Annotated in this window: 19 protein-coding genes; 6 read left to right on the top strand and 13 right to left on the bottom strand. The window is 41.1% G+C overall.

The window, feature by feature from the left end:
• Window positions 1–7: 7 nt before the first annotated feature.
• On the bottom strand, window positions 8–1,618 hold the full coding sequence (locus tag AC21OG_RS06860) for a carboxyl transferase domain-containing protein (RefSeq protein ID WP_487377963.1): 1,611 nt from the start codon (window positions 1,616–1,618) through the stop codon (window positions 8–10).
• A gap of 334 nt (window positions 1,619–1,952) precedes the next feature.
• Window positions 1,953–3,653: an AMP-binding protein gene (locus tag AC21OG_RS06855; RefSeq protein WP_487378035.1), complete on the bottom strand. Its 1,701-nt coding sequence runs from the start codon at window positions 3,651–3,653 to the stop codon at window positions 1,953–1,955.
• A gap of 845 nt (window positions 3,654–4,498) precedes the next feature.
• Between AC21OG_RS06855 and hslO the strand changes: the two genes are divergently transcribed.
• A complete protein-coding gene (gene hslO, locus AC21OG_RS06850) occupies window positions 4,499–5,428 on the top strand; it encodes an Hsp33 family molecular chaperone HslO (RefSeq protein WP_487377964.1) in 930 nt (309 codons plus the stop codon).
• A 121-nt stretch (window positions 5,429–5,549) separates the two neighbouring features.
• Here hslO and AC21OG_RS06845 read toward each other — a convergent pair whose 3' ends face one another.
• The 8 genes from AC21OG_RS06845 to AC21OG_RS06810 all read right to left on the bottom strand — a co-directional run bounded on the left by AC21OG_RS06845 (window position 5,550) and on the right by AC21OG_RS06810 (window position 15,232).
• Window positions 5,550–6,998 (bottom strand): PGAP1-like alpha/beta domain-containing protein, encoded by a 1,449-nt coding sequence (locus AC21OG_RS06845; protein ID WP_491185029.1) that lies wholly within the window; start codon window positions 6,996–6,998, stop codon window positions 5,550–5,552.
• A gap of 297 nt (window positions 6,999–7,295) precedes the next feature.
• Complete coding sequence (locus AC21OG_RS06840; RefSeq protein WP_487378036.1) at window positions 7,296–9,206, bottom strand: PhoX family protein; 1,911 nt, start codon at window positions 9,204–9,206, stop codon at window positions 7,296–7,298.
• 570 nt (window positions 9,207–9,776) lie between these two features.
• Entirely contained in the window at window positions 9,777–10,433 is a 657-nt protein-coding gene (locus tag AC21OG_RS06835) for a fumarylacetoacetate hydrolase family protein (RefSeq protein ID WP_487378037.1), read from the bottom strand.
• A gap of 169 nt (window positions 10,434–10,602) precedes the next feature.
• Window positions 10,603–11,328 (bottom strand): ABC transporter permease, encoded by a 726-nt coding sequence (locus AC21OG_RS06830; protein WP_487377966.1) that lies wholly within the window; start codon window positions 11,326–11,328, stop codon window positions 10,603–10,605.
• 8 nt (window positions 11,329–11,336) lie between these two features.
• Window positions 11,337–12,077: an ABC transporter permease gene (locus tag AC21OG_RS06825; protein WP_487377967.1), complete on the bottom strand. Its 741-nt coding sequence runs from the start codon at window positions 12,075–12,077 to the stop codon at window positions 11,337–11,339.
• A 59-nt stretch (window positions 12,078–12,136) separates the two neighbouring features.
• The gene (locus AC21OG_RS06820; protein ID WP_486547562.1) at window positions 12,137–12,970 is read right to left on the bottom strand and encodes a transporter substrate-binding domain-containing protein; all 834 of its coding nucleotides are present in this window, start codon (window positions 12,968–12,970) and stop codon (window positions 12,137–12,139) included.
• Between the two features lie 546 nt (window positions 12,971–13,516).
• Window positions 13,517–14,323 (bottom strand): ABC transporter ATP-binding protein, encoded by an 807-nt coding sequence (locus tag AC21OG_RS06815; RefSeq protein WP_486547563.1) that lies wholly within the window; start codon window positions 14,321–14,323, stop codon window positions 13,517–13,519.
• A gap of 633 nt (window positions 14,324–14,956) precedes the next feature.
• Complete coding sequence (locus AC21OG_RS06810; protein WP_491185028.1) at window positions 14,957–15,232, bottom strand: hypothetical protein; 276 nt, start codon at window positions 15,230–15,232, stop codon at window positions 14,957–14,959.
• Between the two features lie 505 nt (window positions 15,233–15,737).
• On the opposite strand from AC21OG_RS06810, the gene AC21OG_RS06805 reads away from it, so the two are divergent.
• From AC21OG_RS06805 to gltS, 5 genes are all read left to right on the top strand, one after another.
• Window positions 15,738–17,036: a glutamate-5-semialdehyde dehydrogenase gene (locus AC21OG_RS06805; protein WP_487377969.1), complete on the top strand. Its 1,299-nt coding sequence runs from the start codon at window positions 15,738–15,740 to the stop codon at window positions 17,034–17,036.
• 286 nt (window positions 17,037–17,322) lie between these two features.
• The gene (locus AC21OG_RS06800) at window positions 17,323–18,021 is read left to right on the top strand and encodes a ZIP family metal transporter (RefSeq protein WP_487377970.1); all 699 of its coding nucleotides are present in this window, start codon (window positions 17,323–17,325) and stop codon (window positions 18,019–18,021) included.
• A gap of 507 nt (window positions 18,022–18,528) precedes the next feature.
• Window positions 18,529–20,055, top strand: coding sequence for an acetaldehyde dehydrogenase ExaC (gene exaC / locus AC21OG_RS06795; RefSeq protein ID WP_487377971.1), 1,527 nt, complete (start codon window positions 18,529–18,531; stop codon window positions 20,053–20,055).
• Between the two features lie 126 nt (window positions 20,056–20,181).
• Complete coding sequence (locus AC21OG_RS06790) at window positions 20,182–20,508, top strand: DUF779 domain-containing protein (RefSeq protein WP_487377972.1); 327 nt, start codon at window positions 20,182–20,184, stop codon at window positions 20,506–20,508.
• A 638-nt stretch (window positions 20,509–21,146) separates the two neighbouring features.
• Window positions 21,147–22,421, top strand: coding sequence for a sodium/glutamate symporter (gene gltS, locus AC21OG_RS06785; RefSeq protein ID WP_487377973.1), 1,275 nt, complete (start codon window positions 21,147–21,149; stop codon window positions 22,419–22,421).
• A 296-nt stretch (window positions 22,422–22,717) separates the two neighbouring features.
• Here the strand turns inward: gltS and glyA are convergent, their stop codons facing one another.
• The 3 genes from glyA to AC21OG_RS06770 all read right to left on the bottom strand — a co-directional run bounded on the left by glyA (window position 22,718) and on the right by AC21OG_RS06770 (window position 26,015).
• On the bottom strand, window positions 22,718–23,974 hold the full coding sequence (gene glyA, locus AC21OG_RS06780) for a serine hydroxymethyltransferase (RefSeq protein WP_487377974.1): 1,257 nt from the start codon (window positions 23,972–23,974) through the stop codon (window positions 22,718–22,720).
• 283 nt (window positions 23,975–24,257) lie between these two features.
• Window positions 24,258–24,719: a chorismate--pyruvate lyase family protein gene (locus AC21OG_RS06775; protein ID WP_487377975.1), complete on the bottom strand. Its 462-nt coding sequence runs from the start codon at window positions 24,717–24,719 to the stop codon at window positions 24,258–24,260.
• A 30-nt stretch (window positions 24,720–24,749) separates the two neighbouring features.
• Window positions 24,750–26,015, bottom strand: a complete 1,266-nt coding sequence (locus AC21OG_RS06770; RefSeq protein WP_487377976.1) for a GNAT family N-acetyltransferase — start codon at window positions 26,013–26,015, stop codon at window positions 24,750–24,752.
• Between the last annotated feature and the right edge of the window lie 138 nt (window positions 26,016–26,153).

Below are 26,153 nucleotides of genomic sequence, written 5' to 3'. Positions count from 1 at the left end.
TAACTAACTACATCCTAAACACACCAAATTTGGTCTCTTCAATCGGTGCGTTATATACGGCGCTTAAGCCAAGTGCCAATACCTTACGCGTATCCACAGGGTCAATGACCCCATCGTCCCACAGCCTTGCACTGGCATAGTAAGGGTGACCTTGCTTTTCGTACATCTCTCTATAAGGTGCTTTAAACGCCTCTTCTTCCTCAGCGCTCCAAGTCTCACCTTTACGCTCGATATTGTCGCGTTTTACTGTGGCGAGTACAGAGGCAGCCTGCTCACCGCCCATCACTGAAATACGGGCGTTCGGCCACATCCATAAAAATCTAGGACTATAAGCCCGTCCGCACATACCATAGTTACCCGCACCAAATGAGCCGCCAACAATGACCGTAAATTTAGGCACACTGGCATTGGCTACTGCCATAACCATCTTAGCGCCATGGCGGGCAATACCTTCATTTTCATACTTACGACCGACCATAAAGCCGGTAATATTTTGCAAAAACACCAACGGAATTTTGCGTGAGCAGCACAGCTCGATAAAGTGAGTCGCTTTTTGAGCTGACTCACTAAATAAGATGCCATTATTAGCAATAATGCCAACTTTCATACCTTCGATATAGGCAAAACCACACACGATAGTGGTCGCAAAACGTGCTTTAAATTCATCAAACTCACTGGCGTCAACAATTCGAGCAATAATTTCACGAATATCAAAGGGCTTTCGAGTATCAGTCGGAATAACACCGTATAGCTCTTTGGCATCATAGTTTGGCGGTCTTGGGGTGATCTGATTAGGAATTTGTTTTGGCGGACGATTTAGATTACCCACGATATCACGTGCGATTGACAGGGCATGTAAGTCATTTTGAGCAAGATAATCGGCAACACCAGAGAGTCTAGTGTGCACATCACCGCCACCAAGATCTTCAGCGCTCACTACTTCACCCGTGGCTGCTTTCACTAGTGGTGGACCGCCTAAAAAGATAGTCCCTTGATCTTTAACAATGATAGACTCATCACTCATGGCTGGCACATACGCACCGCCCGCAGTACAACTACCCATCACCACTGCAATTTGTGGAATGCCCGCGGCACTCATATTTGCTTGATTAAAGAAAATGCGACCAAAGTGCTCTTTGTCGGGGAATACTTCATCTTGATTGGGTAGGTTAGCACCCCCTGAGTCTACTAAATAGACGCAAGGCAGGTTGTTTTCTTGGGCAATTTCTTGCGCCCGCAAATGTTTTTTAACGGTCATCGGGTAGTAGGTGCCGCCTTTAACGGTGGCATCATTGCACACAATCATGCACTCTATTCCGTTTATACGACCAATACCTGCTATGACCCCTGCCGCAGGAATATCCGCATCATACATATCAAACGCCGCCATTGGGGCAACTTCTAAAAAGGCAGTGCCAGGATCCAATAAGCGCTCAACACGCTCGCGTGGCAGCAGCTTACCCCGAGCCAAATGCTTGGCTCTTGAACGCTCTGGACCACCTTTGGCAATCTTCTGAAGGTGAGCGTGTAAATCATCTACCACTGCCTGCATGGCGGCGGTATTGTCGGCAAACTCTTTTGAATTTGGGCTCAGCTTACTGGTAATTGTGACACTCATGACATCCCTTATCTGCGGTTTTGATAATTTACGTTTTAAATATGTTGCATTTTAAATATTTTGCGTTTTTGAGATTCTGTGGCTTTAATTGACAGCTTTAATCTAAGCATTTAGTAGTCGGTTTCAATTGTAGTTTCTAATAGTCGGCTTTTAATTAGGGTCTATGACGCACTCAATCCTATCCTAATGTTGCCTAATATTGAATGTGCAACAGACCCTAATAATGCCTTTATTTATAAAAACTCACTAATCAATAAACTATATTTTATAAATGATTTTATACAATAAAACCAAATAAATCATTCATTTAATTATAGGATTATTGGGTGCCTCGTTATAAGCCCAACTCTTCAATCATCATCTCGACAATTTTATACTTCTGAATTTTGCCGGTAATGGTCATAGGATACTCTTCTACGAAGCGGTAATACTGAGGAATTTTATAATGGGCGATATGATTTTTACAGAACTGTCTGACCTCTTCTTCTGTAAGCTCGACGTTTTTCTTAGGTATAATCCAAGCAGCTAAGACCTCGCCGTACTTCTTGTCAGGTACCCCAACGATCTGCACATCACTGATTTTCGGATGACGATACAGATAGTTTTCAATCTCAACCGGATAAATATTCTCTCCGCCACGAATGACCATATCTTTACTACGCCCAACGATCTTTATATAACCCTCTTCATCCATGGTCGCTAAATCCCCTGTATGCATCCACCCGTCCTGAATAGCTTCACGAGTTTTAAAGCGACTGCCCCAATAGCCTTTCATCACCGAATAACCTCGGGTTAATAGCTCCCCCGTTTCTCCGATAGGCACTATCTCACCCGTTTCAGTATCAACGATTTTCACTTCTAAGTTGGGCTGCACCAATCCGACAGTTGAGACTTGCTTTTCTAAAGGCGTATGCTTATTCGTCTGGCAAGATACTGGGCTAGTCTCAGTCATACCGTAGGCTATGGTAACCTCATCCATGTGCATCTCATCTATCACACGGCGCATCACCTCAATAGGACAGCTTGAGCCTGCCATAATACCAGTACGTAGTGTAGACAAATCGAATGTATTAAATTCTGGGTGATCTAACTCAGCAATAAACATGGTTGGGACACCATGCAACGCGGTACACTTCTCATCTTGAACGGCTTGTAACACACTTAATGGCTCAAAACCATCATTTGGATAGACAATACAGCCGCCATGCGTGAGTATTGCCAAATTACCAAGCACCATGCCAAAGCAATGGTACAGTGGCACTGGGATACATAACCGATCCTCAGAGCTTAGATCCATTGCCTCGCCGATAAAATAACCGTTATTTAAAATATTTCGATGGGTTAATGTAGCGCCTTTTGGCGTCCCTGTCGTGCCACTGGTGAACTGAACATTGATAGGGTCTGTGTTTTTTAGTTGCGACTGGCGCTCAGCGACTCTGGGATCATTGGCATCGCCTTCTGCCATCCATTCTGAAAACTTCTGCATAAAGCCGAACGTTTCATCGGTGTCAGGCTCATCAATCCAGATAATACGCTCTACGGTAGGAATTTCGACCAAATCAAGCTGAGTATAGTTCTTATGGTAAATCTCTGGGCATAATTCGCGAACAATATTGGCATAATCACTGGTCTTAAAGACGCGCATCAGTACCAAAGCAGAACAGCCTAATTTATTCAATGCATACTGTAGCTCAAAGCTGCGATAGGCTGGGTTAATATTTACCAAAATAACCCCAGCTTTGGCGGTGGCCAATTGCATCAATAGCCATTCTGCATTATTGTGCGACCAAATACCCACACGATCACCGACCTCAAGCCCCATCTCAATCATGGCACTGGCCAATTGATTTACTTTTTGTTGCAGCTCACGATAAGTCCAGCGGATGCCTTGATGACATACCACTAATGCTTCTTTATCGGGATATTTATCGACTATGGCATCAAAAAAGTCACCAATCGTGGCCTCAATTAAGGGTACCTCAGGACCACGATCATGACTGGACTTAAGTGGCGCATTGGCTGATTTTTCACCCATACTAACGCCTTGTATCGCTTCAATATCAATATTTTTGGAGGAAGATGAAGCGTGGGATGAAACACTGTTTGAAGAGCTGGTAGAACGAACCATAACGAATCCTTTCGTTGTTGTGTGTTGTGTTGATTGTATGACGTGCGCAGCTATGGTCTATTTTAAAGAGTCCTAATTTAAAGAATCTTAATTTAAAGAACTTTAAGACAAATCAAATAAAGCTGCACTAATTTACCTAAATCCCTGTAGAAATATATTAAATAAATCGCTTGTAATATCACTAGGTTTTAATAGAGTCTGTTGAAAATAAAAAGCGTTTAAATACGGTTATTTTCATAAGTACTAATTTAAATTTATTAAAAAACATAGCTTTGAAAATAAATTATTTTAAAACAAAAGGTTATCTCGAAAACATACACTTAATCCTTGAGAATACAGTTGTTTACTGTAGTAATAGTAAAACGTTATCCTAAGCACTGTCAACCAATGACACATATCCTATGAGTTTTCACTAGACAGACCTAACAATGAACCCTAAATTTATCATTATATTCAAAATTATTAAAAAAAACGCTAGTAAGATTAAGCTTAAAACTTTCTTTCTCTTGCCTTATTCTAACCTTCCCTCGCCTTTTTAATATTGATAAACTGACAATCATCCCCATTATAAAATACACTTCAAACTCACATATTTAGCACTGATCGCTTGACCCGCTAACCCTTCATATTTGGTCGTTGTACACAAAACTTTGTTTGTTATTAGCAATACTTAGTTATTATTCATAAATAATGAGCTTTTAAGCATAACGAATGAGGAAACGACAGTGCCAAATAACCTATTGAGACACGCTATGACCGAACTGACAGACTTACGCCAACGTTTCTTTATCCAAGACTCACCTGTTCGTGGTGATGTGGTGCGCTTAAAGCAAACCTATGCCATGATTACTTCCCAAAAGGACTATCCAGAATCTATCAAACGCTTGCTAGGCGAGATGCTTACCGCCGCAAGCTTATTAATTGGTACCCTTAAAATTGAGGGGACTTTATCTATTCAGTTGCAGTCCTCAGATGAGACCAGTCTTTTAAATTGGGCGATGGCTGAGTGTGACCAGTCAGGTATTATCCGTGCCCTTGCTAGCTGGAAACATGACACAGCTGAGCAGCAACAACGTTGGGCAAATAAAACCACTGCCAACGACGCTTTCGCAGAGCTAGGCGCTGTGGGAAAAGGGGTGATGTTTATAAACATTCAGCCCCATAATGGTGAGGCGTATCAAGGTATTGTCGAACGTAGCCATGATAATCTAGCAGAGTGTTTGGCACATTATCAATTACAGTCTGCTCAGATACCGACTTTGATAAATTTGGCGTGTGATGGCTTGCAAGCAGGCGGTATTTTAGTGCAAATGCTACCCCGTACTGCTCAGGAAAGTTATGAGATTGAGCAAAATGAAAGTGCGGGTATTGATGATGATTTATGGACCCGTTTAACACTATTAACGCGTACGGTTAAGTTTGATGAGCTGACTACCCTTGACGCCAATGAAATTATTTACCGCTTATATAATGAAGAAAGAGTAGTCGCTCCACATCCCGTCACTCTTGAGTTTGGGTGTACCTGTTCTCGTGAAAAATGTGAGGCCGCTATCGGCCAAATTGGTGAAACAGAAGCCTTAGACATTATTGATGAGCAAGGTGGAACATTTGATATGGACTGTGGATTTTGTGGCTCGGTTTATACGTTTAATAAAGCCGATATTGAACAAATATTCAAATAACTATTCAATGATTTTTGATTAATTAACCCATTACTATCAGTTTACTAATAGAAACGGGGTGTCTTAACGACACCCCGTTTCTCAATTATATTAGACTGCTATTGTTTTGAACGCTATTGTTTTAAACCACCACTTCCAAATCGTTATCAGGAAATGACTGGGTACGCAGCGCCAATGACAAATCAGTTTTACCATTATCCATTAACCAGTATACAATCTGTTCATGAACGCGTTTGTCATACTGTAAATTAAAGTGATTCACCCCATAAAATACTGCTTTATGACCTTCAGGTACTTGTAGGTTATGTTCTCCTGCTTTTTCTCCTAGTGCAGATTCGATTGTCACTAACCCATCCCCTACTATGTTACTGGCTTTTGAGTCATATATCCCTTCGGCGATTGATGCTGCTATACAAAAAGTATTGATGTGGCTAGGTAGCTTAGCAGGATGACGAAACTCTTCTGGCAATACATCGCGGTTTTCCAAGTATTTCCAGTCCTCCTCCCGCGTGCTGCCGTGACGCAGGTCGATAATACCGGCACTACGGACATCTCCCATTTTGGATAGAGAACCTGCAAAGGGCACATCTCCGATAATATCTAACACATGGTAGCTAATACGTTCAAGTCCAGCGCCCTGATGCGGTGTCCCGAGTGTCAACAAATTACCCACTCGATCTACCCAACTTAACCCCTGATTCTCACCATAAAATAATGCGCTACGCGAGACCAATCCTCCCATACTATAGCCAACTAGGTCAATCTGAGTGATGTCAGGATTTTTATCGACCAGATCTTGTAGCAGTTGTGCAAAACACTGCCCATTTTGAGAGATGCGTCTGCCCGTATTATAATCTAAATACAAAACCGTCAGCTTGGTAGACTCCAGCGCTATTGCCTCACCTAAGCAGTCCTCTTCACAAGGATTCCAACTCAGATAGCTCAGACACAAACCATGACAAAGGATGACCACCCGCCCAAATACTTCGTTACGCTGAGGTTGCCCATATCTATCATACAAAATCATCGGAACCGCTAAAGGGTTATGCCGGCTCACCAAATGATCGCCCATCATACCATTCATCACATTTGCCAACTGCTTAAGCTTATCAGGTAACGGTCTTTTACCACGCGGGGATAAGTTATTACGGTAAAAGTTAACGCTGGTCTGAGTGATCCCCTGTCCAACATGGTTCATACTAAAGCGAACCATATTGTACATCTGCCTGATAAAGCCTTGCTGCCAGCGGTTGAGATGAAATTCATTAAACAAACCTAAAGGTCTAAGAATTATCTCGGCATGAATGGCCTCCACAATCTCAGTTATTTCAACGACACCGGTTGTGGTCAGCTGCGCTAAACCTTCAAAGAAATCACTTAAGGATAACGGCTCTTGCTCAATCGTTGAAAAACAGTGAGTAGACGCCAGTTTCGTGATTTCACTAATATCGAGCTTATCCAAATTATCAAGCTTTTCAGGTAGCTCATCGAGATAAACAGGGCTACTTGGGGTAATAAGATCGCATTTTTCATATAATCGATAGTCATGCGGGGAGATTGATTGAGACATAGATTGATTGGTCATAGTTTTATTTTATTTAGTATTTTATGAGTTGTCTTTAAGACACAGTATTTATATTATATTTTAATCATTGAATATACTATCTTTTTAAATTATAAACTTATTATTCATAGTATCTTTATGTTACTCATATTATCTTTTCAGACATACACTCGCATAAAGTAATTTTAAAACTCGCATATAACACTCATAAAAAAGGAACCCCAAATGTTCATTTGAGGTTCCTTTTAACTGAAAAATGCTATTTGATTGTTGATACTATTTGGTTAAAGATAACCAAACTTATTAAGCGTTATCAACACGTAATCCCAAATAACCAACGGCAGCACCATAGTTGTCTTTGTAATTACGTTTAACCAACGGCATGACATAGGGAGCAACCTTGGTATTTTTTTCCAAGTTTTCACCGGGATGCTGGAAGTTACTCATGATGTAATTATATCCATTGACTTCATCGATAGCGTGAAGACCAGTCGATTCCGCACCAGCTGGCGTTGATAGAATACGGCTTAGTTCATGGGTATCAACGTTGTAGGCCCATAAGAAGTTATTCACGTGAGTACCAGAGTCTTCACCAATGAACAACGTACGCATTTTTTCAGAATACTTGATGTTATCTGGGCATGAGATTTTGTCTGGATGTGATTTATTACCTAACGCATCTTCAGCAATATCTTCGCCTGCCAAATTCATAGGTACTGACATACTGACAGGGACCCACTCAGAATTAATCATGCTGTTATTATTGATGGCCTTTTGACCGCCTCTTAATTGATGCGCATAGACCGCCCCTGATTTATTTTGTGCCACATGAACACCATAGTCACCATATTTAGCAGGATCTACCATCGACTTCTCGATACGTGACATCGCAGAATAAGCGACTTTATCTTTAGCATTAACGGTCGTTCCTTCCATCTTAGTGAACGCCATCGAGGCGCCTTTAAGAGCGGCATAACGATGAGTTTCTAAGAATGCCGCAGCTTTTTCGACATGTTGGTTGTTTTGATTGAGTTTTACCCAGTTTGGCTTACCATTGTAGAAAATCTTGGTGAAGCTGGCATCATTGGGATCTTCATATTTTACTGTCATGATGTCGTCAGGCTTGAAGGTATTCGCCATTGCTTCAATCTCAGCGCTGGTGGCATGACCTAAATGAATCCACTGGGTAGTGAACTCACCTGTACCTACGCCTTTTGGTGAGGTCTGATTAAACTTAGCGACATATAAGTTACCGGCAGATAAGTCACGTGGCTTATCCGCAACAAACATAAATAAACCACCATTAGTCGTATCATCACCCATTAATGCCGTACGCTCATCTGGCATCATCTGGATTAATTCATGAGAAATACGACCTAGGTTATAATGTTTTTTGACAAAGCCAGTGCCATCTGGATTAACAAATACTTCTGGCATATGCCCATAGTGATAAGGGTTGGCTTTGTTTTGGTCGCCAAACAAGGCTTTACTAAAGTCTAAAAACTTACCGTCGTCTTCTTTTGCTAGATTATGGGCGTCTGGCTCATATTCTTCTGACGATAAATGGGTGCCCCAAGGTGATAAAGAAGCGCCACAAGTAATCCATAAGCCATGTACAGGCGAGGTATCGACGTTATGATACTTAACCAGTTTAAGCTCACCGGTACTTGGATTTTGATCTAAGGTTAATACGGCAATTGGTGAAGGCAGACGGCCCCAAGTGTCTCTGCCAGCGCGGTCCATGCTGGCGTATTCAAACTGTACAACTGCAAATACTGGGTTGCCTTGAACGCCTGGTACTTTAGCACCTTTAACCGTAATTAACGACGAGCCATCAGGGCAGTTTGAGTAAAATGGAACAGGCTGACCGGCTGAAGCATCATACAAAGGTTGGTTATTGATATTATAAAGCTGACCGGCACGAGTTGTACCGCCTTTGCCATCTGGCACCATGTCACCTGTAATAAAAAATGGGGTGTACTCTAGATCGAATAGTTGCTGACTACCATCATTAAAGGTGGCCTGCATTTTTGAGTTGACATATACCGTTGCCATCTGCTCTGGATTTGCTAGTGATGGCGCTTCCATACCAATAAATTTGACGTTCTTGACCGCTTTTGTCAAAGGGGTCATAGACTGCGCACTGCCAACTTGATTCATCTTAGTAGACGTTGTTGAGCAGCCTGCTAGTGGCAGCATGGGAACACCTGCCATAAAGGTGAGAACACTTCGACGGGTGGCTTTGGTCTTTAATAAACCTTCATCAGTCTTGTCATTATTGTTATTGTTGGCTACTACAGATGTCATAAGTCACTCCTTAGGGGGATAAAAAAGCTAACAGTAGATGGCTAAATTTAGTGTTTCAAAATTTGAAAGGTGCATATTTTGTGTTGTTTACACAACTCTGCGTACTAAATAAATCTTCTTAAATATCGTATTAAATGAGTAAAAATTATGCTTCAAACCATTTATAAGTCATTTTTAGAAACACAACTTATCAATATTTAATAAATTTTTACAATAGATACTTTTTTAGAATAATGTCATAGACTACTCACTTTAGATGACAACCCGCTTAAGATTTTATGACATAAATGTGACAATGGTCATAAAAACGCCACCGCTCATTATCAATGAGGGGCGGCTTGGATTACTTATAACCGTTTTAGAGATCTAAGTCTTGATTTAATAGCTTGGTCTAATAGCTTGGTCTAATAGCTTGGTTTAATAGCTTGGGTTTAAGGACTGGATTGACAGCTTAGATTAGAAGCATGGATTGACGGCTTAGATCACAGAAGCTTGCCACTGATGCTCGCCTAACTTTAATACCAACTTATCTCCAGCATGTAACACACCGACACCGCTAGGCGTACCCGTCATGATAATATCCCCCGCTTGTAAGCTAAAGGCATAACTGATCTCACTGAGCAACTCATACACTGGAAATAGCATGAGCGCCGTATCGCCATCTTGAGCCAACGTCTCATTAATCCATAACTGATAATGCACACTGCTAAAGTCACCACAGAACTCAGCACTGACCCAGTCGCATAATACACAAGCACCGTCAAAGCACTTAGCACGCTCCCAAGGATAGCCTTTTTGTTTGAGCTCAGTTTGTAAATCACGTAGGGTTAAGTCCAGTCCTACTGTTACCTCTTTAACAAGTCCCACTGTATTTTTGACTTGTTCAACAGAAGCTGCTTTGATATCAGCTCCTAAGCGTAGGCACAGCTCTGCCTCATAATGCACTTCATATGCGTTATCACGTGGAATATCTTGAACGTGACTTGCAATAGGGCTATCAGTGCGAATAATGCTAGAGGCAGGCTTGATAAATAGAATGGGCCGTTCAGGTATAGCATTACCAAGCTCGGCAGCATGGGCCGCATAATTACGCCCAACGCACACTACTTTGCCACTGGCTATATTTTTTGCCATGTTAATGTCACCGCCACTGGCATCATTCAGTTTCGTTTCATTGATAGGGTGTTCATAATTTAGGCTCATAGTTTCGCTCACATTCAATGACAACAATTAGGGTGATGATTTTAATACGACTATAAAAAACAAAACAGCCAGCATATATTAAATGCTGGCTGTTTCAATATTAAGGTACCGTTGTCGTCGCCACATCAGGGGGCACATAATTAGTATGTCGATTCATACGTTTTTCAACCAAACGGAATATAAGTAATATAATCCAAGTCAATACTAAGTAAATTACTCCAGCGGCAAATAACATTTCAATAGTAGCATAGGTCCGAGAACCAACCGTTTTAGCAACATTCATAATCTCGACAACTCCGATCGTCATTGCTAAGGCACTACCTTTAAGCATAAAGATAACTTCATTGCTATAAGCAGGAAGCATAATCGAAAAAGCTCGGGGCAAGGTTATACGTTTCAATTTTTGTAATTTTGACATGCCAATAGCATCAGCTGCTTCAAGCTCGCCCTCCGGTATCGACTGAATTGCACCGCGAATAATCTCTGCAATATAAGCACTTGTGTTTAGAGTGAAAGCAATAATGGCGCACCAAAATTTACTACTAAAAACAGGGTCCCATAAGAATGAATTTCTAAAAAATTCAAACTGCGATAATCCAAAGTAAATCAGAAAAATCTGTACCAATAAGGGAGTACCACGGAAGAAGAAAATATAGGTAAATGCTAACCCTTTCAAGAATATATTATTGGATAATCGCATTAATGCCATACCCAAACCTAAGAGCAGACCAATAAAACCAGACAGTACTACTAGTTCAGTCGTTGGAATAACGCCAGCCAATAATTCGGGAAAGTACTCAAAGATGACCTTCCAGCTCCACTCCATTTCGCCTCCTACTGTTTCGTTAAATTAATAGGAAAGGAAGAAGACTGTTTATTCAGCTTTTTGGAATAGCGTGCAGCTGGATTAGCCCGCCATTCTAACCACATCACGATACCTGTTATAAGTATCGTCAGCCCTAAATAAATGATAGCAGCAGCCATATAAAAAGTGAAAGGCTGTTGAGTCGCTTGTTGACCACGGGTGGCTTGATACATAATATCTTTTAAACCCACTACTGAAACTAAGGCAGTATCTTTCAACAATACTAAAAATAGATTGCCTAACCCTGGAAGGGCAACTGTCCAAACCTGAGGCATGATAATTCTAAAATAGATTTGCAGGGGTCGCATACCTAGGGCTTCTGCAGCCTCACGTTGTCCATCAGGAATTTCTAAAATTGCCATACGAAAAACTTCTGTCGCATAAGCGCCAAAAGCTATTGATAAGGCAAGAACACCAGCTAAAAAGGGGCTAACCTCGACATAGTCGTTATAGCCAAACTGTTTAAGTATAGCCATTATGATTAAGGAGCCACCATAGTATATAAATAATACTAATAGTAGCTCTGGGATACCTCGCATAGTAGCCGTATAAATTGTAGCTAATTTACGAAAAATCCATACCTTTGATAATTTGGCAGTTGCCCCAAGGAGTCCAAGTATTAAACCAATTAACAGACTATAAACAGCAAGTTTAATGGTAACGAGTGAACCACCAATTAACAGATGACCAAAACCTTGTAAATCCAACACGTTGTTTGGTATCCCATATTAAAACTATCAAATGCGTTAAATCAAACGCAGTCTTATAATTATTTATCTTCAATGACAAAGTGTTTTTCTACAATGTTGTCATATGTCCCATTTCCCTTTAAAGTAGAGAGAGCAGTATTGAATTTACCTTTTAAGTCATCATCACCTTTACGCACTGCTATACCTATATTATCATTAATATCGATTTCAGTACCTGTAAGGGTATAATCGGTATTACCCTTACTCAGCCAGTCAACTGCGGGTGCTTTATCTGATAAAATAGCATCGACTCGACCCGCTTCTAAGTCTAAAAAGGCATTGGTCATTGTTTCATGTAACGCAGCTTCTGCGTTCGGTACATTTTCTTTCAGCCAATCTGCAGCAACTGTAGTACGTTGTGTCGCTATGGTTAAGCCTTCAAGAGAACTTCTATCATCTGGATTGATGTTGCTGTCTTTTTTCGTGATAAATACCAAAGAGTTTTCAAAGTAAGGATCGGTAAAATCGACTTGTTCAGCCCGATCTTCAGTAATCGACATACCTGCTATAATAGCGTCATATTTGCCAGCCTTTAACCCTGGAATTATACCATCCCAATCCTGAGCAACAACTTCACATTTAGCTTTCATCTCATCACAAAGGGCATTGACTAAGTCCACATCAAAACCGATTAAATTACCCTCATTATCAACAGCATTAAATGGAGGGTATGCGCCTTCAGTGGCAATTTTTATAGATTGTGTTGAATCAGAAGTCACTGCATCTGACTCACCCGTTTTGCTATTATCATTACAGCCAATGATTAATGTCATTGAAAGCGCCATGGTTGCCGCAGCAATAGGTCTTACTAACTTGCTTAAGGTTGATTTAGATGCAGTATTTGAAGTGTTCATTTAACGATCTCTCAAAATGAATAAGAAGCAGTGGAAGTATAAATATAAGTCATATACATCAAAATAAAACTTTCAAATCCAAATCAAACTTTCATCATAAGCTTTGCTATCGAATTTAGCTAATGGGCTCAAAAAATTAAGCTTAAAAATAAATTTATGCCTTTAAATGACTTATATAAGGGTGTAGGAAATAACGTAAATCAAAGTTTGCATACCGTACTGACTTAATAATTAACATTAATGATTGATATAACTAATATTTTATTTGAAAATATAAATACAAAATCAGTTTAAATTAAGTGTCAATTTTTTAGTAGCTAAACTAAAAATTTTAAAGTCCAATATTTAAATTGGATAGGCATATAGCGTTACAGTAGTTTGCAAATTGATACAAAAAATAATACCTCAAATACTATTTAAAAACAAATAAAACTATTTGAGATTTTGCCTTTATACTATGATGTACTGATAAATAGCCTAAATTTTAATTGAAAATACTAAATTAATTCTTAAAAGCTTTATTAACTAAACCCTTTATTAAGCCATTTACTGTTTATTATTAGCATCTGCATGATGCGATGCCATAAATTCGCGAACGCGTGGCGACGTCGGATTATTAAAGATCTGGTCAGGGGTGCCGGCCTCTTCAATACGACCTTGATGTAAAAACACCACTTGTGAAGATACATCCCGTGCAAAGCGCATTTCGTGAGTCACTATCAGCATAGTGCGACCTTCCGCTGCCAAGTCCCGCATAACTGACAGCACTTCATTGACCAGCTCTGGATCGAGGGCAGAAGTCGGCTCGTCAAACAATAAGACTTGAGGGTTCATAGCCAGTGCACGGGCAATGGCCACACGCTGACGTTGACCACCCGACAAATTAGCAGGATAGGCTTCTCTTTTATCAAACAACCCTACTTTTTCAAGCAAGGCTTCAGCGTCACTAATGGCCTGATCTTTACTCAATTTTAATACTTGAGTGGGTCCTTCAATGATATTTTCTAAAATGGTTTTGTGTGGCCATAAGTTAAAATTTTGAAAAACAAAGCCTACACGGGCGCGAAAACTTTCTAACTGAGCCCTATTAGCCGCTTGTAACTCCCCAGACTTGCTAGGCACTAGCTTTAAAGATTCACCGCCTAACGTAATCGTGCCTTGGTTTGGCTTTTCAAGTAAATTAATACAGCGCAGTAAGGTCGATTTACCGGAGCCGGATGACCCCAAAATGGATATCACATCGCCATCATAAGCAGTCAATGACACTCCTTTTAACACTTCTAGCGAGCCGTAACTTTTATGAATATTTTGCAAATCAAGGGCAATAGGTCGATCTGAAGTAGTGTGTGGCATAAGCGTGGCGTGCATCCGAAATGAGTTAGCGTCAGGTTTAAGGTTAGGGTTTTAATCTAGGTTAGAAGTTGGGTTAACCGTTGGGTTCAATATTAAGATAGCTAGTTTTTTAATAGAAGATCCAACAAGATATATTGTCGCTTAAAACCTGCCCTATTAGCAAATTTTAATCTCAAACCGTTTGTTTTTCACGAGACTTCTAATTGATAAAATATTCAAAATGCTAAGTAAGTCGCATCGTTTAATCTTCTATAAGTACTTTTATAAGTACTTTTATAAGTACTTTATCTCTAAGGAGGGATTATACCGTTATTTTGATGAATAAAAAAAAGCCTTATCTATCGTCATTATAAAACAATTGACGACACATAAGGCTATAACAGTTTAACTTTTAAAGCTCCAATTCAAGAAAACTATGCTCTAAACTATATTCTAAACTATGCTATAAAACATGCTATATAACATGCCCTAAATTGGAGGCTTACTTAATTTTAGAGGGGCTAATAAAAGCTTATTAGCGCTTACCCAATTCGTACTTCAGCATCTGTAAAACGTATGGCGACTGGTAGTCATTTATTTGCGTAAGTCCTATAAATATGTCAGCTTGATACATTAACAGAATAAGTAAGTAGATCAGTAAGTAGAAACGTGCTCTTCTTTTTCAGTCCCATCAAGTACTTGATCATCCCCTATCGTACTTGCATCGTTAGTATCCGATTGACTTGTATCAACAGAATTAGCATCTGTTATATCAGTATCTATGCTCTTAGCTTCGTTGGTTTCAGTTTCAACGGGTGCAGACTCCGCAGATTCGTCAACCGCTGTTGGTTCCTGCTTTGAGTTATCACAAGCAGTTAGTCCCATACCTAATAAACTGACGGCAAACAATGGCGTTAATAATGATTTCATAATTGTTTTCATAACAGTACCTCGACACTAGATATTTAAAGTTTTACAGTCATAAGTTTATTTCGAACGCTTTGCTAGCAAAGTATACATAGCTATACACAATAAAACTCACTAACTAATCAAAACTTGCTCACAAGCCGCTTTCAAAATTGTCAGCTTTCAAAATTGTTAATGTCACTTTTGTTAATGACACTTTACTGTCTGATGGCACTGTACAATATCTAAGTTTCGTAGTGCTTTGTGAGCATTTGTGAGTAACGTAAAAGATCCTTTATCTCCCTCATTGATATCTTAACCTAATAACTTGTCATCTCTTCGCCTTATCATCTTATATCATTACATAGTCTGACACGTATTCGGCTTTACTATTGGCGTCATCTGCTTTATGTTATTAACGAATTATTAGGGGCTGTATAACCTACTTTAATATCAGCTTATTCTTTAAATTGATTGATTGATTTGACTTATTAAATCGACCGACTAAATACACATTAGGAGATACCAGATGACGCAGGAAATTAAAGACATTAAAGCGTATATGCAACAAGTTGGCAAACAGGCTAGAGAGGCGTCTAGATTTTTGGCGGCCGCTAATACAGGGGTCAAAAACAATGCTTTATTGACCATCCATGACAAGCTTGAACAGTCAAAAGCAGATATTCTAGCTGCCAATAAAATTGATATGGATAACGGTCATAAAAATAATTTAGATGCCGCTCTGCTTGACCGTTTAGAATTAAATGATGCGCGTTTCGATGGGATGTTACAAGGTCTTAAAGATGTTGCGACCTTACCAGATCCTATTGGTGAAGTGACGGATATGACCTTTCGTCCCTCAGGTATCCAACTAGGTAAAATGCGGGTGCCTTTAGGTGTGGTGGGTATGATTTACGAATCACGCCCTAACGTTACTTTGGAAGCCGCTTCATTGGCGCTAAAGTCAGGCAATGCGATAATCTTACGGGGTGGCTCAGAAGCTTTTGAGTCAAATCAAGCCATTGCAAAATGTATATTAGAGGGATTAAAAGAAGCAGGCCTTCCCGAATACGGTGTACAAGTGCTACAAACGACTGACCGTGCTGCAGTGGGCGAGCTGATTACGATGACTGATTTTGTAGACGTCATCGTCCCACGCGGCGGCAAAGGTCTTATCAAGCGTATAAGTGAAGACGCAAAAGTGCCGGTGATTAAACATCTTGATGGGAATTGCCATACCTTTATTGACAGTGATGCTGATCCCGAAATTGCCATTAAAGTGAGCGTGAATGCTAAAACCCACCGCTATGGAACTTGCAATACCATGGAAACCTTATTGGTTGATCAATCGGTAGCCGATGAGCTACTTCCTAAGATTGCCGAAGCGATTGTTGAGGCGGATGATGCCATGCAGCTTCGTTTAGACACTGCCGCTAAAGCCATATTAAATGACAACGCTAAGCTTGCAGGCCACTTAAGTGATGCCAATGAAGAGGACTGGGATACTGAGTATTTGGCACCTATATTAGCTGTGAAAGTGATTGACGGCTTAGATGAAGCTATCGCTCATATTAATACGCACGGCAGTCATCATACCGATGTCATTATTACTAACAATTACAACAAGTCTCAGCGCTTTATCCGCGAAGTAGACTCAGCCAGTGTCATGATTAACGCCTCTAGTCGCTTTGCAGATGGTTTTGAATATGGATTAGGTGCAGAAATTGGTATTTCAACCGACAAGATTCATGCCCGTGGCCCTGTAGGACTCAATGGTCTTACTTCGCAAAAGTGGATTGTATATGGTCATGGCGAAGTTCGAGGTTAAAGCATTCCCATATTAACAAGGACACTGCTCTGATTTTAAACGTTAGTTTTAACCGTTTATTGATCTTCTTATTGATCTTCTTATTGATATTCGCTTATAACGTCAGCCATCGCTGGCGTTTTTTATAATATAAAGAGTAGGTTCGTTTTTCCGCTTCTTTATATGATTTAAATTTTTGAATCCCTTTACACAATCTAACTTAAAGTCATTTAGGGTAAACCGCTAAAATACTAGCTAATGTAGGAAGGACTGAACCTTTACTTTAACGATAAGGACTTACCCACTAATGATGGTTTTCTTAGTAATATTGGTCGTGTCAGGCGCCTTAATTGTCGGGGCGCTATGGGGTGCTAAAGGGAAATTCCCTGATTGGGTTCAAGGTAATCTATTGGCGTTGGCCGGCGGCGCTTTGATGCTATCGGTCGCACTAGAGATGCTGCAGCCTGCCGTTGGAGAGTCAGGACTTTGGTTAGTCGCCGTTTTTACGATGCTTGGAGCCGTGGTGTTTACCAGTGTGGATTACTGGATAGATACTCGATTAAAAGACCAGGGTGGCATGGGATTGCTAGCGGCTGTCACGTTGGATGGGGTTCCAGAAAACTTAGCCCTTGGAGTATCCTTAATTTCGGGTAATGTTATGCAAGTTGCGGCGTTAGCTGGTTCAATTTTGCTTTCCAACTTACCAGAGGCAGCGGGCGGCGCTAAACAAATGAAGGATCAAGGCAGTAGTACTAAGGCTATTATGCTTACCTGGATTGGTGCCGCTGTTTTGTTATCTATAGCTGCACTGGCAGGTAACTTACTACTACGCGAAGTGCCAAAATCAACATTAAGCTTAATAGACTGTTTTGCCGCAGGTGCCGTGATTGCATCATTGGCGACAGAACTATTCCCTGAGGCGTTTAAGAAAAGTAACCACTGGTCAGGTATCAGTGCTGCCATTGGATTAGTATTGGCGCTGGGATTAAATCAGTTAGGCGGTTAAAACATTTAAATATGCGCTTTTTTAAACTTATAACTTTAAGTTTTCCAAATTATTCCATATATTAATAAATAATACTATTATCCTGAGCTAAACACGTCTATTATAGTGAACATATAGACACTGAACGACTCAAAGCGATTTTAACAAGGGAGTCCATTTTTAGAAAAAAGTCATTGCGAAAGACGTATAAACAACGTTTAATTTCATAATAGTGTTAAACAAGGAACGTTAAACATTTTAGTTTAAACAACTAAAGCGTGGTGCATAGATCTACATAAACATAGATAGAGCATTAATCACTTCTTTATTTACAAGAAAATCTTTATCTACAAGTAAACGATAAAGGCATCCGCCTTTTATTTTAAACCTACTATCCAATCTACAAATTAACTTATCAAGGAAAGTGAGTGCAAACGCTACAAATAGTAGCTTCACAATACGCTTGACTGCGCTTGACGAAGATAGGTTGTTTTAGAAAAGGGTAAACCATGTAACAAGGAGTGTAACATGTTATACAGTTTTCCAAATACAGCGGACAGTCCTGTCAAATTTCGGGATAAATACGACAACTTAATCGGTGGTGAATGGACGCCCCCTGTTAAGGGTGAGTATTTTGATAATCCAAGCCCAATAGATGGCAAGATTATCAGCAAAGTTGCTCGCTCTACGGCAGAAGATATCGAAAAAGCTCTCGATGCCGCCCATGCTGCAAAAGACGCGTGGGGTAAAACCAGCGTTGCGGAACGCGCGCAACTTATCAATAAAATGGCAGACGCCATTGAAGCTAATTTAGAAAATATTGCCATTGCTGAATGCTATGAAAATGGTAAGCCAGTGCGCGAAACACTCGCTGCTGATATTCCGTTGGCTGTCGATCAACTCCGCTATTTTGCGAGTGCTATCCGTGCTCAAGAAGGCAGCTTGAGCCAACTTGATGATGACACAGTGGCCTATCATTTCCATGAGCCTCTGGGTGTTGTCGGGCAGATTATTCCTTGGAACTTCCCTATTCTCATGGCATTTTGGAAGATTGCGCCTGCATTAGCGGCGGGCAACTGCATCATCCTTAAGCCTGCTGAACAAACGCCAACTTCCATTTTATACTTACTAGAAGTGACAGGTATTATGGATATGCTGCCCAAAGGTGTGCTTAATATTGTTAATGGGTTTGGGGCTGAGGCGGGTAAACCATTGGCAACCAATCCTCGAGTAAATAAAGTCGCATTCACTGGTGAAACCACCACAGGCCGCTTAATCATGCAGTATGCCAGTGAAAATATCATTCCTGTCACTCTTGAGCTTGGGGGTAAGAGTCCTAACATTTTCTTCGCGGATGTGATGGATGAGGATGATGACTTTTTGGATAAGGCGATAGAAGGTTTGGTAATGTTCGCGTTAAACCAAGGAGAGGTATGTACGTGCCCTTCTCGCGCGATCATCCATGAGAGCATCTATGATACATTTATCGAGCGATGTATTGAGCGGGTAAAAGCTATTAAGCTAGGCAATCCACTAGATACCGACACCATGGTAGGCGCTCAAGCCAGCTCAGATCAGCTAGAAAAGATATTATCTTATCTTGATATTGGCAAAAAAGAAGGCGCAGAAGTCTTAGTTGGCGGCGAAAAAATCATACGCGATGACGAGTTAGGTGGCGGTTATTATGTGCAGCCCACCATGTTTAAAGGCACAAATGACATGCGTATCTTCCAAGAAGAGATTTTTGGTCCGGTGTTATCTGTGACGACCTTTAAAGATGATGAGGAAGCCATGAGTATTGCAAATGACACCTTATATGGCTTGGGTGCTGGTGTATGGACTCGAAATATACATAAAGCGTATCGCTTCGGACGCGGCATTAAAGCCGGTCGAGTTTGGACCAACTGCTATCACCTCTACCCTGCCCATGCAGCGTTTGGGGGCTATAAGCAGTCTGGCATAGGTCGTGAAAACCATTTAATGATGCTCAGTCATTATCAACAAACGAAGAACCTATTGGTGTCCTACAGTCCCAAAGCGATGGGCTTCTTCTAAGTATAGTCAGTGAACTACTAAACGGTTACAGTGTTAACCTCGGTAAGCCTACTCTAGTAGTACTTGCACTCGGTTGCCTCGTAACCATTTTAGACTTCTTTGACTATATCTCAAAGGAATCATGATATGGAAGTCACAGCCACGCCGGCAACTGAAGCGCTCATTGCCCTACTGACATCGAAACATGGCGACCTGATGTTTCATCTATCGGGTGGGTGCTGTGATGGCAGCTCACCGATGTGCTATCCCTTAGGTGAATTTAAAGTGGGCGGACAGGATGTGCTCATTGGCAGCCTTGCTGGCTGTCCGTTTTATATTGGTAAAGCGCAGCATTCACTCTGGCAACACACAGATTTAACTATCGATGTGGTTGACGGACGCGGTTCCAGCTTTTCACTTGAGATACCAGAAGGCAAACGCTTTATCGTTCGCTCTGAGCTGTGTCAAATTTAAATAAATGTTATAAACGCCTCCCAAAAGAGCATGTAAACATCAACAAAAACGTCAGCCAATGCTGGCGTTTTTTGTTGCTTGGGTCTTTGATATTAGGGTCATTGTTGCTTAGGTTTTAGTTGCTTAGGTTTTAGTTGAGTGGATTTTAGCTGCTGAGGTCATTAACACTGAGGCCTTTGCTAAGGAAGTCTGTGATAGCGACCCCTATTTTCTTTGATAGTGGTAACTGTTTTCATGTAAAATAATACTAGTTAAATCATATAGATAACTAAAGTACTGAAGTGCTTCATCACCCTCTATTAAAAACGTACTATGAAAGTGTTTTTAAATGTCTTGTGACAGCGCTTTGTTAAACGGACAGTTTGGCGCTTTTGTTCAGAATTTTTGGCAATCCCTTTGACGGGATACCTGAAGCAACCTCTAACCTAATAACCTAAAATCGAAATAAACAATAAGAATCAAACGTTAAGAAATAAACGATAAAGTGACGCTATTAACCTTAATTTGGCAGGAGTTAGCCTCCTATCAAATTAAGGTTATTTATTGTCATAAAAGTGTCGGTTGTTACCAATGAGTCTGAATGACGTTTACAGATGCTTAAAGATACTTAATTATGCTTTAAATTAAAGGAGCAACTTATGGAAGTGACTTTAAATGGCTACTACACCTTAATCTTAGCCACCTTAGTGTTACTACTAGGCCGAGTGTTAGTAAAAAGGATTAAGTTCTTAGAAGATTTTAATATCCCAGAACCGGTTGCAGGGGGATTAGTAGCGGCGATCATCGTTTTTCTGTTAAATATGATCTGGGGCTATAGCTTCAACTTTCAGCAAGAGCTTCAAACTGCTTGTATGCTAATGTTTTTTGCCTCAATCGGCTTAAGTGCTGACTTTGGGCGCTTAAAAGCAGGAGGGACACCGTTACTAATATTTACTGGTGTGGTGTCAGGTTTTATTGTCATTCAAGATATCGTTGGGGTATCAATGGCAAGCTTATTGGGACTAGACCCTTTACTGGGACTGGTCACAGGCTCTATCGCCTTGACGGGTGGTCATGGTACTGCTGGTGCTTGGGGAATCACCTTAGAGAAGCAATATGGAGTGGTTGGCGCCACCACATTAGGTATTGCGGTCGCCACCTATGGTCTTGTTGCAGGCGGCGTGATCGGTGGTCCTGTTGCCCGCCGATTAATCAATCGTCTAGGCGTCAAGCCTACGCCTGTCAATCCCAATCCTAGTGAAACTGAAAAACTGGCCGGCAAGCAGTCACTGTATAGTACTAAACACAGTGAAGAAGAGGCTTATAGAAATAAAGAGATTTTTGAGAAGCCGGACAATATACGCCTCATCACGGCATCCTCTACCATCGAATCATTAGCACTGTTTGCAGGTGCCTTAGCTTTTGCTGAGATTATGACCGCTGTCGGAGAAGGCACTTGGTTTGACCTGCCTACCTTTGTTTGGGCACTGGCAGGGGGCGTTATCATCCGTAACGTACTGACGACCGTATTTGATTTTCATATGTTTGATCGGGCCATCGATGTAATTGGTAACGCATCGTTAAGTTTATTTTTAGCCATGGCTTTGCTATCTCTAAAACTATGGCAGTTAACTGATCTTGCTGGCCCCGTATTAATCATCTTACTGGTTCAAACATTAGCGATGATCGCATTTGTGTATTTAATTACCTTTAAAATTATGGGTAAAGACTATGATGCGGCTGTTTTGTCAGCAGGCCATTGCGGCTTTGGTATGGGAGCGACGCCGACAGCGATTGCTAATATGCAAGCCGTCACAGATCGCTATTTAGCGTCTCCAAAAGCGTTCTTAATTGTGCCAATGGTTGGTGCGTTCTTTGTCGATATTGTCAACGCCACCGTACTTCAAATCTTTGTTAATTTACCGTTTATGTAAAGAGATTAGTGGCTCCTTAACAGGGTAAAAAGAGTGTATTCTAAGATGCATAAGATTTCTCTATCGTCAACGAACTACTAAACGGTTACGGCGTTAACTGCGTTAAGCCTATACCCGTATTACTGGCTACTGGCTACTTGCACTCGGTTGCCTTGTAACCATTTTAGACTTCTGTGACTATATTTTCATTAACATAGTTATTTAAAACAAAAAAACCGCTTAGATAATTATCTAAGCGGTTTTAAGCAAACCATTATGATATAAGTTCAGCAATTATTTATAGCTACTGGTGACAACTACTGATTGCTTTCATAAACAGGCAGTTCTTTGCAAATAGCCTGTACTTTTTTACGGGTATCAGCGATCACTTGCTCATCCCCACGACTGTCTAATACATCACAAATCCAGCCTGCTAACTCGCTAGATTGCGCTTCATTAAAGCCACGAGTAGTAATAGCCGGTGTCCCGATACGAATACCTGATGTGACGAACGGTGATTTAGGGTCATTTGGTACCGCATTTTTATTGACCGTAATACCCGCATCGCCTAGCCATTTATCAGCTTCTTTACCCGTCATTTCTTGTTTAACTAGGCTTATAAGCATAAGGTGGTTTTCAGTACCGCCAGAGATGATGTCATAGCCCCGCTCTTGGATGACTTTAGCCATCGCTTGTGCGTTTTTCACCACTTGCTGTTGGTACGTTTTGAAGTCATCTTGCAAGGCTTCTTTGAAGCAAACTGCTTTTGCAGCAATGGCGTGCATTAACGGGCCACCTTGATTGCCTGGGAATACCGCTGAGTTTAACTTTTTAGCCAGCTTATCATCACGCGATAAAATCAGACCTGAACGAGGGCCACGAAGAGTTTTATGAGTGGTGGTGGTGACCACATCTGCAAACGGTACTGGGCTTGGGTAAACGCCAGCGGCCACTAGACCTGCTACGTGTGCCATATCAACAAAGAAGTAAGCGCCAACTTTGTCCGCAATATCGCGGAAACGCTGCCAATCCACCACTTGAGAATATGCGGAGAAGCCAGCGATGATCATTTTTGGCTTGTGCTCTTTAGCTAAGCGTTCAACTTCGTCGTAATCGATGAGACCGGTTTCTTCTACTAAGCCATATTGTACGGCATTATAGTTAATACCAGAGAAGTTCACATGAGCGCCATGCGTTAAGTGACCGCCTGCGTCTAGACTCATGCCTAATACCGTATCGCCTGCATCTAGTAACGCTAAGAATACTGCTGAGTTAGCTTGGCTACCAGCATGTGGTTGTACATTAGCGTATTCGGCGCCAAACAGCTCTTTGGCACGGTCAATGGCTAATTGTTCAACCACGTCAACATACTCACAGCCGCCATAGTAACGTTTGCCCGGATAGCCTTCTGCGTATTTGTTGGTCAAATCTGACCCTTGCGCTTCCATGACTGCTGGTGAGCAATAGTTTTCTGAGGCGATAAGCTCGATATGGCTCTCTTGACGCTCAGTTTCTGATACCATGGCTTGATATAAATCTGGGTCATAATCTTTAATACTGATATCTTTAAACATATTATTTTCCTATAAATAAGTCATCGCTGACATAAAAAAATACAAGCGCTAAATCAACCGACCGTCTATTCTTAATATTACAACCTTTAAGTCCAGTCTAAGTATGTATTCAGCATCACTTAAGGAGATATTATAAGGGGGTGGCATCGTCGCACATTAGGCAATAAGTGTAACATGAAATTAGGCTTAAAAAAGACAAAAACACCACTCGAAGATGACGTTTTCAAGGTATCGCTATTTGTTAAAAATATCAAACGAAGCTATCTACAACCCTCTCAGTTTTTTAGCTAAGAAATTCTGGCAAAAAGGTTTCGCTAATTAATATCGGTCTATGATGCCACTGATAGACTGTACTTCGTCGCCAACCTTGTGGTGTCAACTGTATCACTCTTTGACTCGGCAATGTCGACTGACGTTTGAACATCACATAGCCAATAGGTGTACCCTGCAAATATTTAAGACGTCTCGCCTCTCCTACTAAACTTGTCAGCGGAAATATACTTTGTGCTGCCACCCACGGCATAGCAGCACTGCCATAGAGTAATACCTCACGCACCCATGCGTGCATAGGACGATTGAGTTGCTGACCTCGATAACCCAACTGTTTTTTTTGAGATAATGTTAACGGGCGATAACCTTCAAAGGTGCGCTCGACTTTTAAAGGTTGACCGGCTTTATCTTCTAGTAAAGCGGTCAAAGACCCGTCGGAGGTAAGCCAGTAATCGGCCTCTTTTGATATTGACATCGTGAACTGGTGATCCCTATTCTTTGTGCCCTACCCTTTAAAGGCGGGCATATTATCAATATTAAATGGCAGTGATTCGTGTGCTTGTTGACGATATAGACGCATATATTCGCGGTCTTGCTGACAAAAATTGGCGATAGCGGACTCAAAGCGGGCATCATAAACACGGTGCAAAGAGTGCGTCTTAGTCGGTACAAATCCGCGAATAAGCTTATGCTCGCCTTGGGTGCCGGGGTCAAAAAAGGCTAAGCCTTGAGCAATGGCAAACTCTATGCCCTGATAATAGCATAGCTCAAAGTGCAAACTGTCATACTCCTCAAGAGAACCCCAATATCGCCCATATAAGGTTGCATTGGGCTGCGCCGGATCATCATAAAAGAATAAACTACTGGCAATCACCTCTCCACTTTCAGTGAGTCCTTGAGCTAACATCAGATGCTCAGGCATGGTATCGGCTATTTGTTCAAAAAACTCAGGGGTTAAATAAGGATGACGTCCGCGAATGGCATAGGTCATGGCATAGCACTGATAAAAAACTTCCCAATCATCGTCTGTTATTTCTTTTGCAACTTTAAGCTGGCAAGACAGATTCTGCTTGGCTATTTTTTTGCGCTCAGCCCGTATGTTTTTACGTTTCTTGGCGGTTAGCGTATTGATAAAATCATCAAAGCTGGTAAAGGGTTTGCCGTTATTAGTTAGATTTTTATTTTCCCACAAAAATTGACAGCCCTGACGCTCAAGTAACTGGTGCTCAAATATAGCGCCATCAAGCTGCTGACTACTTTCAACTTGTTCAGGATCAATAAATAGCCCATGCCAACTTGAGGCCCCTGTTTGCTTAGCGACATCGTCTATAGCACTAATAGCAGCTAGCCAAATAGCGCTATCCATCGTTACCCCTTTTGCTAACCAAAATCGTTGGCCGCTCACTGGGGTATAAGGGACACTGGTCACTAGCCGGGGATAATAATCCACCCCATAACGGGCATAAGCATCAGCCCAAGCATGGTCAAACACATACTCCCCTTGATGATGCCCTTTAATAAATAATGGAAACACAGCACTTAGCGACTTACCCTCTAATAGCGACTTACCCTCTGTGTCGTCAAGTGACGACGCTTCCTGACTTTTATAAATAAGTATATATAGGGGAACCCAGCCGGACTCTGCACCGATCGCCCCTGTATTGGTCAGCGCTTGCCAGTAAGCAAACGACATAAAAGGCGTATCAGGCGTCTGCCACTGTACTGCCTGTTGACAATCTAAATCTTGGGTTATCGAATAGGAATAGGTCATTTTATTTTTCTTTGTTCTTAATTTAAGATTTAGGTTCTTATTGGCATTAATATTAAATCTATGACTATTAATGTCACTTTTTATGGGGTTGTTTTTAGTATTTTCGATAATAGCATTTTATGGCTTATTTTAATTTAC

This window comes from Psychrobacter sp. CX5 (assembly GCF_057621535.2).
The sequence above is the reverse complement of the archived record's forward strand: the minus strand, read 5'-3'. Positions and strand labels throughout refer to the sequence as shown.

Excerpts from the sequence above, each read along its gene's own strand:
- AC21OG_RS06860 (WP_487377963.1), bottom strand. The coding sequence starts at position 1,618 with ATGAGTGTCACAATTACCAGTAAGCTGAGCCCAAATTCAAAAGAGTTT.
- AC21OG_RS06855 (WP_487378035.1), bottom strand. The coding sequence starts at position 3,653 with ATGGGTGAAAAATCAGCCAATGCGCCACTTAAGTCCAGTCATGATCGT.
- hslO (WP_487377964.1), top strand. The coding sequence starts at position 4,499 with ATGACCGAACTGACAGACTTACGCCAACGTTTCTTTATCCAAGACTCA.
- AC21OG_RS06845 (WP_491185029.1), bottom strand. The coding sequence starts at position 6,998 with ATGTCTCAATCAATCTCCCCGCATGACTATCGATTATATGAAAAATGC.
- AC21OG_RS06840 (WP_487378036.1), bottom strand. The coding sequence starts at position 9,206 with ATGGCAGGTGTTCCCATGCTGCCACTAGCAGGCTGCTCAACAACGTCT.
- AC21OG_RS06835 (WP_487378037.1), bottom strand. The coding sequence starts at position 10,433 with ATGGCAAAAAATATAGCCAGTGGCAAAGTAGTGTGCGTTGGGCGTAAT.
- AC21OG_RS06830 (WP_487377966.1), bottom strand. The coding sequence starts at position 11,328 with ATGGAGTGGAGCTGGAAGGTCATCTTTGAGTACTTTCCCGAATTATTG.
- AC21OG_RS06820 (WP_486547562.1), bottom strand. The coding sequence starts at position 12,970 with ATGAACACTTCAAATACTGCATCTAAATCAACCTTAAGCAAGTTAGTA.
- AC21OG_RS06815 (WP_486547563.1), bottom strand. The coding sequence starts at position 14,323 with ATGCCACACACTACTTCAGATCGACCTATTGCCCTTGATTTGCAAAAT.
- AC21OG_RS06810 (WP_491185028.1), bottom strand. The coding sequence starts at position 15,232 with ATGAAATCATTATTAACGCCATTGTTTGCCGTCAGTTTATTAGGTATG.
- AC21OG_RS06805 (WP_487377969.1), top strand. The coding sequence starts at position 15,738 with ATGACGCAGGAAATTAAAGACATTAAAGCGTATATGCAACAAGTTGGC.
- AC21OG_RS06800 (WP_487377970.1), top strand. The coding sequence starts at position 17,323 with ATGATGGTTTTCTTAGTAATATTGGTCGTGTCAGGCGCCTTAATTGTC.
- exaC (WP_487377971.1), top strand. The coding sequence starts at position 18,529 with ATGTTATACAGTTTTCCAAATACAGCGGACAGTCCTGTCAAATTTCGG.
- AC21OG_RS06790 (WP_487377972.1), top strand. The coding sequence starts at position 20,182 with ATGGAAGTCACAGCCACGCCGGCAACTGAAGCGCTCATTGCCCTACTG.
- gltS (WP_487377973.1), top strand. The coding sequence starts at position 21,147 with ATGGAAGTGACTTTAAATGGCTACTACACCTTAATCTTAGCCACCTTA.
- glyA (WP_487377974.1), bottom strand. The coding sequence starts at position 23,974 with ATGTTTAAAGATATCAGTATTAAAGATTATGACCCAGATTTATATCAA.
- AC21OG_RS06775 (WP_487377975.1), bottom strand. The coding sequence starts at position 24,719 with ATGTCAATATCAAAAGAGGCCGATTACTGGCTTACCTCCGACGGGTCT.
- AC21OG_RS06770 (WP_487377976.1), bottom strand. The coding sequence starts at position 26,015 with ATGACCTATTCCTATTCGATAACCCAAGATTTAGATTGTCAACAGGCA.